Below are 13,578 nucleotides of genomic sequence, written 5' to 3' on the forward strand. Positions count from 1 at the left end.
GCGTGACAGTTGGCCACAACGTCAGATTTCTGGAATAGTAGGCCTAAAAAAAATAGGCCTGACACTGTGCCCCTCGATACCCCGACACGGCATTCGCTACAGCTCAATGCCTTGCGCGCCTTCGAAGCCTCTGCCCGTTTGGGCGGCTTTGCCCGTGCCGCACTCGAACTCAAGGTAACCCCCGGTGCCATCGCTGCGCTGGTGAAGACGCTGGAAAGCGAATACGGCGCCGCCTTGTTCGAGCGCCACGCCAAAGGTGTGCGCCTGACGCCCTTGGGTGAAAGCGTGAAGGCTCAGTTCACTGAAGCGTTCGACGCAGTGGAAGCAGCAGCGCGCACCCTTCGGCGCCTGGCCGCACCGCAGCGGGTGCATATCGTCACCTCGCCGGCGTTGGCGCAGTTGTGGATCGGGCCACGCCTGCCGGAGTTGACCCGCCTGCTGGCACCCATCGAGATTTCGGTCACGGCAGTGGACGAGCCGCCCAACCTGAAGCGCAGCCCGTTCGATCTGTGCCTGTTCTACACCGAAAAGCCCGAGCGCTGGCAGCGCAGGATTGCCACGGAAGAAATCCTCCCCGTATGCGTGCCGGCCCTTGCGGCCAACATTGGCAGCCCCGAGGACCTCGCTGACGTCCGCTGCATTGCCGATGTGGGCTGGAACGACTGGGCGGTTTGGAGTGGGGCGGTGATGCCCGGGCACAAGTTCGTCGCCCGCGGGCCGGGGTTTTCCCTGTACTCGATTGCATTGCAGCAGGCCTTGCTCGCAGCGGGTGTGCTGATGGGCCGGAGAAGCCTGGTGCAACGCTACCTGGACAGCGGCGAACTGGTTGCGCCGATCGACTGCGCGGTGCCCTTGGGCATGACCATTGCCGCGTGGCGGCTGCCGGGTGCCAAGGGCAACCAGGTGGTGGCCGCCGTGGAAGAGGCGTTGTTGCATCTGGCGTGAGCTAAGTGCTGGCACTGAACTTGTGGGAGCGGGCATGCCCGCGAAGCAGGCGACTCGGTACCTGGCACCGGCTGCGCCGGTGTTCGCGGCGGTTCGACGCCTCGACATGCCCGCTCCCACAGGGATCTCAGCGGCGGCTTAGGCGATGTTCTGCTCGGCCGACCAGCTGGCGTACCAGTTGCGGAACAGCGCGTACTGCTGCTCGGCATAGTTGCGCTGGGCATCGGTCAGCACGTCGGTCTCGTTGAAGTGCAGGCTGTACTCGCTGTCGCCGTTCAGCACCATCAGGTGCTTGTAGTACAGCACCAGGTCACAGCCCTCATCGAACGACGACAGCACCGCCAGCGCCGCTTCCAGCTCGCGCGCCAGGCGGCGGGCCTTGGCATCGCCCTTGGCTGCCTGCTTGCTCAGGCTTACCAGGTGCAGCACTTCGCGCGGCAGGGCGTTGCCGATACCGGTGATGGCGCCGGTGGCGTTGCAGTTGACGAAGCCATGCACCACCTGGGTGTCCACGCCGACCATCAGGGTCACGTCGTCATCCTTGGAGGTGATGTGCTCGGCGGCGTAACGCAGGTCGGCGCCACCACCGAATTCCTTGAAGCCGATCAGGTTGGGGAACTCGCGGCGCAGTTCGAAGAACAGGTCGGCGCGGGTGGCAAAGCCGTAGTAGGGGCTGTTGTAGATCACCGCTGGCAGCTTGGGCGCGGCGGCGAGGATGGCCGAGAAGTGGTGCTTCTGGGCGATCAGCGAAGCGCCGCGGCTGAGCACGCGGGGGATGACCATCAGGCCGGCGGCGCCCACTAAGGCCGCGTGGGCGGCATGCGCTACCGCTTCACGGGTGTTCACTGCGCCGGTGCCGACAATGGTCGGGATGCCGGCGGCCACCAGGCGCGCCACGCCTTCCTGGCGCTCGGCCTCGGTCAGCAGCGGCCAGTCGCCCATCGAACCGCAGTACACCACGGCGCTCATGCCGGCTTCGATCAGTTCGCGACCCTTGCGCACCAGGGCGTCGAAGTCCGGCTTGCGCTCGGCAGTGCACGGGGTCATCAGGGCGGGCATGGTGCCGTTGAAGATATTGCTCATGGTGGTTACCTCAATGTGTTCGATTTTTATGGGGTGCTTAGCGGCCGGCGTTGCGGGCCACGGATTCTTCGTCAACGGCGCGCAGCGACTTGCCGCGGGTTTCCTTGGCTGCCGCCACGGCAACAATCGAGATGGCCGCTGCGCCCACCAGGTACCAGGCAATCGGGGTGGAGCTGTTGTATTCCTTCAGCAAGGTCACGGCGATCAGCGGTGCCAGCGAGCCGGCCAGGATGGGCGCCACCTGGTAGCACAGCGACAGGGCGGTGTAGCGCACGTGGGTGGGGAACAGTTCGGCCATCAAGGCAGAGTAGGGCGCGTAGGTCATGGACTCGATGGCCAGGCCCAGGGTGATGGCCGCCATGATCAGCCAGTCGTTGCCGGTATCCATCATCGGGAAGCCGACGAAGCCCCAGAGCGCAGTGAGCACGGCACCGATCAGATACACCGGCTTGCGCCCGATGATGTCCGACAGGTAGCCCATCGCCGGGATCATGAAGAAGTGCAGCAGGTGGGCGCCGAACATCAGCAGCAGGATCTGCGAGGTGTCCTTGTGCACCACCAGTTTCAGGTAGGTGATGGAGAAGGTGACCACGGTGTAGTAGAGGATGTTTTCCGCAAAGCGCGCGCCGATGCCGATCAGCACTTCGCGCCAGTATTTGGTGACCACCTCCACCACGCCCAGTTGCTGGCTTTCCAGTTTCTGCTGCTTGGCCTGGGCTTCCTTGAAAATGGGCGCATCGTCGACCCTGGTGCGGATCCAGTAACCGATCAGCACCACTACGGCCGAGAACCAGAAGGCCACCCGCCAGCCCCAATCCAGAAACTGCGCCTCGCTGAGGTTGGTCGACAACAGCAGCAGGATGATGGTGGCGATCAGGTTGCCGGCCGGCACACCCGCTTGCGGCCAGCTGGCCCAGAAGCCACGGCGGTTGTCAGGGCTGTGCTCGGACACCAGCAGCACCGCGCCGCCCCATTCGCCACCGAAGGCGAAGCCCTGGATGAGCCGCAGTACCACCAGCAGGACAGGCGCGGCATAGCCGATGCGCTCGAAGGTGGGCAGGCAACCCATCAGGAAGGTGGTAATCCCGACCACGATCAGGCTGATCTGCAGTAAATGCTTGCGGCCGACCTTGTCGCCGTAATGGCCGAACACCAGGCCACCGATGGGGCGGGCGAGAAAGCCCACGGCGTAGAGGGCAAAGGCGGCAATGATGCCGTCCATGGCACTGCCGGTCTGGCGGAAGAACAGCTGGCCGAAGACCAGTGCCGAGGCGGTGCCGTACAGGAAGAATTCGTACCACTCGGCGACCGCGCCGGCCATGGCCGCAGCTACCACACGCTTGATGCCCGCAGGGGCTTTGTCTGCTGTGCTTGCGACATTCGCTGATGCCGCTGAAGAGGGTGTGGCCATGGTTTTGCACTCCGATACGTAATTATTGGAAGAAGGAGTAGGCAGGGTGGCGCCGGTAAAACCGGTGCCGCCGATTCCTTATATGGTATTTCGTATACGATATCTAGATAAGCAAAAACGAAGCCAGAAGGGAGATTTCAGATCGAGTTGTCTGTAGGAGCAGCCTTGTGCTGCGAAGAGGCCGGCAAGGCCTATGGAAATGTGTCGGCTGCACTGGCCCCTTCGCAGCACAAGGCTGCTCCTACAAGGGGCGGTGACAGCCTGTTGGGTCAGTTATGGGGCAGGTGCTCGTACAGGCTCTGGCACACGCCATTGATGTGTTCTTCGATCAGCCGCGCCGCCAGCTCCACATCCCGCGCCCGGCAGGCGGCAACGATATCCCGGTGCTCGTGATCGGCGCGCAGCTTGCCGGCTGACAGGCTCATCTGCATGCGCAGGTAGCGTTCCACCTTGTCATGGATCGAGCGGATAAGGCCGATCAGGTAGGGCCGCCGCGCCGGTTCGTACAGGCAGGCGTGCAGCGCCCAGTTGAGGTCGGCCCAGCGGCCAACGTCATCTTCGCCGATGAACTCCGCGCAAATGGCTTCGGCCTGGGCAAAGTGTGCTTCGGTCATGTTCGGGATCGCCAGGCGAATCGCTTTCACTTCCAGCAGCCCCCGTACCTCGAACATCTGCGCCAGTTCAGGTTCCGAAATGCGCGTAACCAGCGCACCACGGTTGCGCTGGAAATCCACCAGGCCTTCGGCTTCCAGGCGTTTCAGGGCTTCGCGCACCGGGATCTTGCTGACGTTGAACGCCTGCGCCACTTCGTCCTGACGCACCGGTTCGCCTTCGGCGAGCTGCCCCGAGATGATCGCCTCGCGCAGGTGTTTGGCGATGATTTCCGACATCGAGGGCGTTGCGCCCAGGTCGGTAGCTTTGAAAGACGGCAGCGGCACGGGAAATTCCAGCAAACAGGCGGTGCGGATATCTTATACGAAACGCCTTGCCAGCCATACCGGCTGCCGCCGCAGGGCTCAGGCCTGGCTTGCCGCCAGTGCATCCTGGTCTTCGCCGGTTGCCTGGATGGTGGCCTGGGCGTCGACTTTCTCCAGCGTTTTGGCCTCGATATCGTCCTTCATGCGCTGGGCAATCTGCTGGTCGACCAGCGCCTTCTTCTCTGGCGGCAAGGCGTCGTACTCGTCCTGGGTCATGCCCAGTTCACGCAGCAGTTTTTCCTTGATCATCTCGGCAGGCGATTTGGACATCAGGTCCTGAAAATCCTGCCTGGCGCTGCTGGTCTGTTCCGTGTCTACATCAGCAGGCTGGCCTAGGCCGCTGCCAGGGTTTTGCAACTGCACCTTGAGCTTGGCAAAGGCTTCTTCGCGGGCATCTTCGGCATCCTGCTGCGAGGTATTACCCTGGCGGCCCTGTTGCGCCGTGGCGTTGCTGGCGACCACCGGTGTGCGGAACTGCGGCACATCGACCGGCGCCTGGTCATTGCCGGCACGCTGTTGCTGATGGACCGTGGCCTGCCAGCCGAGGCCATTGAGGGCGATTGTCATGAAGTCCTCCTTGGAAATGTAAGTGGCAGGGGGGAAGGGCAAATGCCATGCCAGTCGCCGATGCCCCGCAAATAGCGCGTTGGAGCTATTCCCGGTGGCAGCACGGTGGGCATATGCTTGCCCGTCAAAGGCATGATCTTGCCGCCTGCGGCAATTACCACCACTGTCGGCAGCCCCTTGAACGGAGCGCAGTTGCTGGGCATCAGGGAGAGCGTCCATGAATCAGGAACCCAGGCCGGCACTCGCCGGCTTCAGTGAACAGCAATTGCACACCTTGTTCGAGTTGATCAGTGATGGCATCTGGGACTGGAATGCCAACACCGGCTACGTCTATCGCAACCCGGGCTGGTACGCCATGCTCGGTTACGCCAGCCACTCCATGGCCAACTCGGTACTGACCTGGGAAAGCGTGATCCACCCCGAGGACTACCCGCGGGTCATGGCGCATTTCGAGGCCTATATCAACCAGCGCAACGAGCGCTACCTCATCGAATACCGCTGCCGTGGCCAGGATGGCAGTTACATCTGGATCGAAGACAGCGGCTACATCATCGCCCATAACGAAGACGGTTCGGTGGCGCGCATGCTTGGGGCGCACCGCAATATCGACGCCGGCAAGCGCCTGGTGGCGCAGCTGGAACAGAAGAACCAGTCGCTGGAGTGCCAGGTGGCCGAGCGCACCCGCGAGCTGTCCTGGGTGAACCAGCAGTTGCAGCGGCAACTGGACGAAAACCGCGAGTTGGCCGAGCGCGATGCGCTCACCCGCATTGCCAATCGCTATCGCCTGGAAAAGTCGTTGCAGACGGAGTGCGAACGCGCCCAGCGATTCCGCCGGCCGTTGTCGCTGATCGCCATGGACATGGACGACTTCAAGCCGATCAACGACCGCTACGGCCACGCCCGTGGCGATGCGGCGCTGGTGCGGGTGGCCGATAACCTGCGTACCTGCCTGCGCGAGCTCGACGTGTTGGCGCGCTGGGGTGGCGACGAGTTCGTCATCGTGCTGCCGCAGACCACGCTGGGTGAGGCGCTGGATGTGACGGCGGGCTTGCGCCGGGTGGTGGAGCGGTTGGAACCGGTGGGCGATTGCCGGCTGACCATGAGCTATGGCGTGGTGCAATGGCAGGAAGGGGAGGACCAGCACGCGCTGCTGGCGCGTGCCGACAAGGCGCTGTACCGGGCCAAGGCGGCCGGCAAAAATGCGATTGCCGAGTGATCTGGTTTACCTGAACTGGCCCTATCGCCAGCAAGCCAGCTCCCACAGGTACAACACAACGCCTGAAACCTGCGGGTGACCTGTGGGAGCTGGCTTGCCGGCGATTGGGCCGCCACAGGCATAAAAAAGACCCGCGGCGCCTCTCGGCGCAGCGGGCCAAATCGGCCTTGGCCGCTTCAGTGTCAGATATGCAGGGCGTGGCCCAGGGCGCGCAATGCCGCTTCCTGTACCGCCTCACCCAGCGTCGGGTGAGCATGGATGGTACCGGCCACATCCTCCAGGCAAGCGCCCATCTCCAGTGATTGGGCAAACGCCGTGGACAGTTCGGAAACCGCCACGCCAACGGCTTGCCAGCCCAGGATCAGGTGGTTGTCCCGCCGCGCCACCACGCGCACGAAACCGCTTTTTGCTTCCAGGCTCATGGCCCGGCCGTTGGCGGCAAACGGGAACTGCGCGACGATGCAGTCCAGCCCTTGCTGGCTGGCCTGCTCCGGGGTTTTACCAACCACCACCACTTCCGGGTCGGTGAAGCACACTGCAGCAATCGCGGCAGGCTCGAAGCGGCGTGCCTTGCCAGCGATGATCTCGGCCACCATCTCGCCCTGGGCCATGGCCCGGTGCGCCAGCATCGGTTCGCCAGCCACGTCGCCGATGGCCCAGACGTTGTGCATGCTGGTCTGGCAGCGCGCGTCGATGGCAATGGCGGCGCCGTTCATTTTCAGGTCCAGGCATTCCAGGTTGAAGCCTTGGGTACGTGGCCGGCGGCCCACGGCCACCAGCACCTGGTCGGCTTCCAGGCGCAGTTGCCCGCCCTTGCCGTCGTTGGCCAGCAGGCAACCGTTTTCGTAGCCTTCGACGCTGTGGCCAAGGTGCAGGGCGATGCCCAGCTTCTTCAACGACTCGGCCACCGGGGCGGTCAATTCGCTGTCGTAGGTCGGCAGGATGCGCTCACGCGCTTCCACCACGCTGACCTGCGCACCCAGCTTGCGGTAGGCAATGCCCAGTTCCAGGCCGATATAGCCACCGCCCACCACCACCAGGTGCTGCGGCAGGGCTTTTGGCGCCAGGGCTTCGGTCGAGGAAATCACCGGGCCGCCCAGCGGCAGCATCGGCAGTTCGACGCTGCTGGAACCGGTGGCCAACAACAGGTGTTCACACTGGATACGCTGGCCATCGACTTCGACCTGCTTGCCATCGAGCACCTTGGCCCAGCCATGAATCACCTTGACCCCGTGCTTTTTCAGCAGGGCGGCCACACCGGTGGTCAGGCGGTCGACGATGCCGTCCTTCCAGGCCACGCTCTGGCCGATGTCCAGGCGCGGCGAGGTAACGCTGATGCCCAGTTCCGACGGCCCGGCAAAGCGCGAGGTCTGGTGGAACTGCTCGGCCACGTGGATCAGTGCCTTGGAGGGAATGCAGCCGATGTTCAGGCAGGTACCGCCCAGCGCCTGGCCTTCCACCAGCACGGTAGGGATGCCCAGTTGCCCGGCGCGGATGGCGGCCACATAGCCGCCAGGGCCGCCGCCGATGATCAACAGGGTAGTCTGGATAGTCGGTTGCATGCTTACTCCACGAACAGGCAGGCAGGTTGTTCGAGCAGGCCACGCACGGCCTGGATGAACAGCGCGGCGTCCATGCCATCAACCACGCGGTGGTCGAACGAGCTGGACAGGTTCATCATCTTGCGCACGACGATCTGGCCGTCGATTACCACCGGCCGCTCAACCATGCGGTTGACGCCGACAATCGCCACTTCCGGGGTGTTGACCACCGGCGTGCTGACGATGCCGCCGAGGGCGCCCAGGCTGGTCAGGGTAATGGTCGAGCCCGACAGCTCTTCACGGTTGGCCTTGTTGCTGCGCGCAGCATTGGCCAGGCGGGAAATCTCGCCGGCATTGGCCCACAGGCTGCCCGCTTCGGCATGGCGCAGCACGGGCACCATCAGGCCGTTGTCACCCTGGGTGGCGATGCCCACATGCACCGCGCCATGGCGGGTGATGATTTGCGCTTCGTCGTCGTAGGTGGCGTTGATCTGCGGGAAGTCACGCAGCGCCACGACCAGGGCACGCACCAGGAACGGCAGCAGGGTCAGCTTGCCGCGGCTGTCGCCGTACTTGCTGTTGAGTTGCTGGCGCAGGGCTTCCAGGGCGGTGACGTCGATTTCTTCCACATAGCTGAAGTGCGCGACCCGGCGCTTGGCGTCCTGCATGCGCTGGGCGATCTTGCGGCGCAGGCCGATCACCGGCACCTGCTCGCTGTCGCTGCGCTTGGCATAGCCACTCGGTGCTTGCCCGACGGCGCTCTGCGGCTTGCTCATGAAGGCGTCGAGGTCTTCGTGCAGGATGCGCCCGGCCGGGCCGCTGCCGTGCACATAGCGCAGTTCGATACCGGTATCCAGGGCACGTTTGCGCACCGCCGGCGAGGCCAGCGGCTTGTCGCCCGGCTGGCGTGGCACGATGGGCGCAGCTTCGTGGTTGGCGGGCGCCTGGTACGCGGCGGGTTTTACGTCTTTCTGCGGTTCTGGCTTGGCTGCCACAGGGGCGGCCGGTGTTTCTGTCTGTTTGGCCTGTGGCACATCCACATGGTTGCCGCTGCCTTCCACTTCGATGCGGATCAGCTCGCTGCCGACCGCCATCACTTCACCTGGCTGGCCACCCAGGGCCAGCACCTTGCCGCTGACTGGCGAAGGGATTTCCACGGTAGCCTTGTCGGTCATGACGTCGGCCACCACCTGGTCCTCGGCGATCATGTCGCCGACCTTGACGAACCATTCCACCAACTCGACCTGCGCGATGCCTTCGCCAATGTCCGGCATCTTGATGACGTGCGTGCCCATTCAGACCTCCATGACCTTTTTCAATGCCGCACCTACCCGCGAAGGCCCTGGGAAGTAAGCCCATTCCTGCGCGTGAGGGTAGGGGGTGTCCCAACCGGTGACGCGCTCGATCGGCGCCTCCAGGTGGTGGAAGCAGTGCTCCTGCACCAGCGACACCAGTTCGGCACCGAAGCCGCAGGTACGGGTGGCTTCATGCACCACCACGCAGCGGCCGGTCTTTTTCACCGACTCGACGATGGTGTCCAGGTCCAGCGGCCACAGGCTGCGCAGGTCGATCACTTCGGCATCGACGCCGCTTTCTTCGGCGGCCACCTGGGCCACGTACACTGTGGTGCCGTAGGTGAGCACGGTCACGTCATTGCCGGGGCGGGTAATGGCGGCCTTGTCCAGCGGCACGGTGTAGTAACCGTCGGGCACGGCGCTGTGTGGGTGCTTCGACCACGGCGTTACCGGGCGGTCGTGGTGGCCGTCGAACGGGCCGTTGTACAGGCGCTTGGGCTCAAGGAAGATCACCGGGTCGTCGCATTCGATCGAGGCAATCAGCAGGCCTTTGGCGTCGTACGGGTTGGACGGCATGACGGTGCGCAGGCCGCACACCTGGGTGAACATCGCTTCCGGGCTCTGGCTGTGGGTCTGGCCGCCATAGATGCCGCCGCCGCACGGCATGCGCAGGGTCAGCGGGGCGATGAACTCGCCGGCTGAACGGTAACGCAGGCGCGCCATTTCCGAAACGATCTGGTCGGAGGCGGGGTAGAAGTAGTCGGCGAACTGGATCTCCACCACCGGGCGCAGGCCATAGGCGCCCATGCCCACGGCGGTACCGACGATGCCGCTCTCGGAGATTGGCGCGTCGAACACGCGGGATTTGCCGTACTTGTTCTGCAGGCCTTCGGTGCAGCGGAACACGCCGCCGAAGTAACCGACGTCCTGGCCGTAGACAACCACATTGTCGTCGCGCTCAAGCATGACATCCATGGCCGAGCGCAGGGCCTGGATCATGGTCATGGTAGTGGTGGCCATGGCGGTTTCCGGGTTGATGCTGTTGTTGTGGTCGTTCATCTCAAACCCCCAGTTCCTGGCGTTGACGGCGCAGGTGGTCGGGCATTTCCTTGTACACGTCCTCGAACATCGAGGCGGCGCTCGGGATGTGACCGTTGGCCAGGGTGCCGTACTGCTCGGCTTCTTTCTGCGCGGCAATCACGGCAGCCTCGAACTCGGCCGTGGTGGCCTGGTGTTCTTCCTCGGACCAGTGGCCGATCTTGATCAGGTGCTGCTTGAGGCGGACGATCGGGTCGCCCAGCGGGAAGTGGCTCCAGTCATCGGCAGGGCGGTACTTGGACGGGTCGTCCGAGGTCGAGTGCGGGCCGGCGCGGTAGGTGACCCACTCGATCAGGCTTGGGCCGAGGCCGCGGCGGGCGCGTTCGGCGGCCCAGCGCGAGGCGGCGTACACGGCGACGAAGTCGTTGCCGTCAACCCGCAGCGAGGCGATGCCGCAACCCACGCCACGGCCGGCGAAGGTGGTCGACTCGCCACCGGCGATGGCCTGGAAGGTAGAGATAGCCCACTGGTTGTTGACCACGTTGAGGATCACCGGGGCGCGGTACACGTGGGCAAAGGTGAGGGCGGTGTGGAAGTCCGACTCGGCCGTGGCGCCGTCGCCGATCCACGCCGACGCGATCTTGGTATCGCCCTTGATCGCCGAGGCCATGGCCCAGCCGACCGCCTGCACGAACTGGGTCGCCAGGTTGCCGCTGATGGTGAAGAAGCCCGCCTCGCGTACCGAGTACATGATCGGCAGCTGGCGGCCTTTCAGCGGGTCGCGTTCGTTGGACAGCAGCTGGCAGATCATCTCCACCAGCGACACGTCGCGGGCCATCAGGATGCTTTGCTGGCGGTAGGTCGGGAAGCACATGTCGGTGCGGTTCAGCGCCAGCGCCTGGCCGCTGCCGATGGCTTCTTCGCCCAGGCTCTGCATGTAGAAGGACATCTTCTTCTGGCGCTGGGCAACCACCATGCGGCTGTCGAAGATCCGCGTCTTGAGCATGGCGCGCATGCCTTGGCGGAGGATTTGCGGGTCGATGTCTTCAGCCCACGGGCCTTGGGCGTCGCCATGCTCGTCGAGCACGCGGACCAGGCTGTAGGACAGGTCGGCGGTGTCGGCAGCATCGACATCCACAGGGGGTTTACGGGCTTGACCTGCATCGTTGAGGCGCAGGTAGGAAAAATCGGTCTGGCAGCCTGGCCGGCCGGTGGGCTCGGGCACATGCAAACGCAGGGGGGCGTACTCGTTCATGCTTTTTACGCTCGCTCGGGTATTTGTTTTTGTGAGCTCTGAAGCGGCCGCCGCTGAATACCGGCTTGTGACTGGTAGGTCAGCGTCCTCTACATCTTAGTGGCCCGGCAGGAGAATTTTTCTCTCAAGTTGATTGCCTTTGCCGAGCAGTGCAGATAAACATTCCGCGTAAACACAAAAAACCGGTGATTTTGTCTCATGCGCAAACTCGATCGTACCGATATCGGCATTCTCAACAGCCTGCAGGAAAACGCCCGCATCACCAACGCCGAGCTGGCACGCTCGGTCAACCTGTCGCCCACGCCCTGTTTCAACCGGGTGCGGGCCATGGAGGAACTGGGGGTAATCCGCCAGCAGGTGACTTTGCTGTCACCCGAGGCGCTGGGGCTGGATGTAAACGTGTTCATCCATGTCAGCCTGGAAAAGCAGGTGGAGCAGTCGCTGCACCGCTTCGAGGAAGAAATTGCCGAACGGCCCGAGGTGATGGAGTGCTACCTGATGACGGGGGACCCGGATTACCTGTTGCGGGTACTGCTGCCGAGCATCCAGGCGCTGGAGCGGTTTCTCGATTACCTGACGCGGCTGCCGGGGGTGGCCAATATCCGCTCGAGTTTTGCCTTGAAGCAGGTGCGGTACAAGACCGCTTTGCCGCTGCCGGCCAATGGCATGACCTTGCGAGAATAGCTGTCTCCTGTGCTGGCCTCTTCGCGGGTAAACCCGCTCCCACAGGTACGGCGCCGGCTTTGAGGGCAGTGGTATTCCTGTGGGAGCGGGTTTACCCGCGAAAGGGCCAGTGCAGGTAAAAGCGGGTGCTTGATATTTTAAACACCCCCAGCCTATGTTGTTGTCAGCGCACAACAACAAGGACAAGCGTCATGAGCACCGCTCAGCTTAAGGGCATCGATGAAATCGAATGCGTCACCCCCGACCTCAACGGCGTCCCGCGCGGCAAGGTGATGACCGCCGAAGGCTTTCTGGAAGGCCGCCGCCTGCAAATGGCCCGGGGGGTGTTGCTGCAATGCATCATGGGCGGCTACCCGGCGGCGAAATTCTACGGCAGCGACGACGGCGACCTGGCGCTGGTGGCCGAACCCAGCCAGGTCCATCGCCTGCCCTGGAGCAGCGACGGCCGCGCCCTGGCCATCTGCGATGCCATTGAACTGGATGGCCGGCCCTCGGCACTGTCCACCCGTGGCCAGCTCAAGGCGGTCATCGCCCGCTACGCGGCCTTGGGCTTGGCGCCCGTGGTGGCGACCGAACTCGAATTCTTCGTTTTTGCCCCCAACAGCGACCCGCAGCAGCCATTTCAGCCACCCGTAGGCAGCGATGGCCGGCGCGAACTCGGTCACTCGGCATTCAGTGTCAGCTCCAACAACGGCCTGCGCCCGTTCTTCAAAGAGGTGTACCACTGCATGGCCGCGCTCGGCCTGCCGCGCGACACGTTCATGCACGAAATGGGCGTCAGCCAGTTCGAGATCAACCTGCTGCACGGTGACCCGCTGGTGCTGGCCGACCAGACCTTCCTGTTCAAGCACCTGCTCAAGGAAGTGGCGCTCAAGCACGGGCTGACCGTGGTGTGCATGGCCAAGCCGCTGGCGCGCACGCCCGGCAGTTCCATGCATATTCACCAGAGCCTGGTCGAGGCCAGCAGCGGGCGTAACGTGTTCAGCGACGAGCAAGGCCTGCCGACCGACACCTTCCACCATTTCATCGGTGGCCTGCAGGCGTGCATGGCCGACTTCACCGCGCTGTTCGCGCCCAACGTCAATTCCTACCAGCGCCTGTGCCACCCCTATGCCTCGCCAAACAATGCTTGCTGGTCCGAGGACAACCGCGCCGCCGGCCTGCGCATTCCGGCCAGTGCGCCGGCAGCGCGGCGGGTCGAAAACCGTTTGCCCGGTGCCGACACCAACCCCTACCTGGCCATCGCCGCCAGCCTGGCTGCCGGGCTGCACGGTATCGAGCAGCGCCTGCAACCTTCGCCGGCCATTCAGGGCGAGTTTGAAGTGCCCGAGCACCTGAGCCTCCCGTGCACCCTGCATGCCGCCCTCGAACGGCTCAAGCGCAGCGCGCTGGCACGGGAACTGTTCGGCAGCGAGTTCATCGAAGGCTACATCGCCAGCAAGACCCTGGAGCTGACTGATTTCTTCGACGAGATCACCCCGTGGGAGCGCCGGGTGCTGGCGGCGCAGGCCTGATCGCGACACGACCTGCACCGGACACGTCCCCGCCGCAGCATTTTGCTGGCGG

Annotated in this window: 12 protein-coding genes; 4 read left to right on the plus strand and 8 right to left on the minus strand. The window is 64.0% G+C overall.

Annotated elements, in window-relative coordinates:
• Window positions 1-66 precede the first annotated feature (66 nt).
• Window positions 67-945, plus strand: a complete 879-nt coding sequence (locus tag ABOC32_RS10905) for a LysR family transcriptional regulator (RefSeq protein ID WP_426811019.1) — start codon at window positions 67-69, stop codon at window positions 943-945.
• Window positions 946-1,083: 138 nt separating this feature from the next.
• On the opposite strand, the gene ABOC32_RS10910 is transcribed toward ABOC32_RS10905, so the two are convergent.
• The 4 genes from ABOC32_RS10910 to ABOC32_RS10925 all read right to left on the minus strand — a co-directional run bounded on the left by ABOC32_RS10910 (window position 1,084) and on the right by ABOC32_RS10925 (window position 4,983).
• Window positions 1,084-2,028, minus strand: coding sequence for a dihydrodipicolinate synthase family protein (locus tag ABOC32_RS10910; protein ID WP_426811020.1), 945 nt, complete (start codon window positions 2,026-2,028; stop codon window positions 1,084-1,086).
• Between the two features lie 37 nt (window positions 2,029-2,065).
• Window positions 2,066-3,439, minus strand: coding sequence for a fosfomycin efflux MFS transporter AbaF (abaF, locus tag ABOC32_RS10915; RefSeq protein ID WP_426811021.1), 1,374 nt, complete (start codon window positions 3,437-3,439; stop codon window positions 2,066-2,068).
• 269 nt (window positions 3,440-3,708) lie between these two features.
• Window positions 3,709-4,329, minus strand: a complete 621-nt coding sequence (locus ABOC32_RS10920; RefSeq protein WP_426811591.1) for a GntR family transcriptional regulator — start codon at window positions 4,327-4,329, stop codon at window positions 3,709-3,711.
• Window positions 4,330-4,455: 126 nt separating this feature from the next.
• Window positions 4,456-4,983, minus strand: a complete 528-nt coding sequence (locus tag ABOC32_RS10925) for a hypothetical protein (RefSeq protein WP_426811022.1) — start codon at window positions 4,981-4,983, stop codon at window positions 4,456-4,458.
• A 217-nt stretch (window positions 4,984-5,200) separates the two neighbouring features.
• On the opposite strand from ABOC32_RS10925, the gene ABOC32_RS10930 reads away from it, so the two are divergent.
• A complete protein-coding gene (locus ABOC32_RS10930; protein ID WP_426811023.1) occupies window positions 5,201-6,199 on the plus strand; it encodes a sensor domain-containing diguanylate cyclase in 999 nt (332 codons plus the stop codon).
• A gap of 182 nt (window positions 6,200-6,381) precedes the next feature.
• Here ABOC32_RS10930 and lpdA read toward each other — a convergent pair whose 3' ends face one another.
• The 4 genes from lpdA to ABOC32_RS10950 are packed head-to-tail and all read right to left on the minus strand — an operon-like array spanning window position 6,382 to window position 11,328.
• The gene (gene lpdA, locus ABOC32_RS10935) at window positions 6,382-7,761 is read right to left on the minus strand and encodes a dihydrolipoyl dehydrogenase (protein ID WP_426811024.1); all 1,380 of its coding nucleotides are present in this window, start codon (window positions 7,759-7,761) and stop codon (window positions 6,382-6,384) included.
• A 2-nt stretch (window positions 7,762-7,763) separates the two neighbouring features.
• On the minus strand, window positions 7,764-9,035 hold the full coding sequence (locus tag ABOC32_RS10940) for a dihydrolipoamide acetyltransferase family protein (RefSeq protein WP_426811025.1): 1,272 nt from the start codon (window positions 9,033-9,035) through the stop codon (window positions 7,764-7,766).
• The gene (locus ABOC32_RS10945; RefSeq protein WP_016488476.1) at window positions 9,036-10,094 is read right to left on the minus strand and encodes an alpha-ketoacid dehydrogenase subunit beta; all 1,059 of its coding nucleotides are present in this window, start codon (window positions 10,092-10,094) and stop codon (window positions 9,036-9,038) included.
• 1 nt (window position 10,095) lies between these two features.
• On the minus strand, window positions 10,096-11,328 hold the full coding sequence (locus tag ABOC32_RS10950; RefSeq protein WP_019471383.1) for a 3-methyl-2-oxobutanoate dehydrogenase (2-methylpropanoyl-transferring) subunit alpha: 1,233 nt from the start codon (window positions 11,326-11,328) through the stop codon (window positions 10,096-10,098).
• A gap of 198 nt (window positions 11,329-11,526) precedes the next feature.
• Here ABOC32_RS10950 and bkdR point away from each other — a divergent pair, with 198 nt between their 5' ends.
• Both bkdR and ABOC32_RS10960 read left to right on the plus strand, forming a co-directional pair.
• On the plus strand, window positions 11,527-12,012 hold the full coding sequence (bkdR, locus tag ABOC32_RS10955) for a Bkd operon transcriptional regulator BkdR (RefSeq protein ID WP_012273540.1): 486 nt from the start codon (window positions 11,527-11,529) through the stop codon (window positions 12,010-12,012).
• 272 nt (window positions 12,013-12,284) lie between these two features.
• Window positions 12,285-13,526 carry a glutamine synthetase family protein gene (locus ABOC32_RS10960; RefSeq protein ID WP_426811592.1) on the plus strand — a complete coding sequence of 414 codons (1,242 nt, stop codon included), beginning with the start codon at window positions 12,285-12,287 and terminating at the stop codon, window positions 13,524-13,526.
• The last annotated feature ends 52 nt before the right edge of the window (window positions 13,527-13,578 follow it).

It is taken from the genome of Pseudomonas sp. WOUb67, from assembly GCF_050058005.1.
GTDB classification, from domain to species: domain Bacteria; phylum Pseudomonadota; class Gammaproteobacteria; order Pseudomonadales; family Pseudomonadaceae; genus Aquipseudomonas; species Aquipseudomonas putida_R.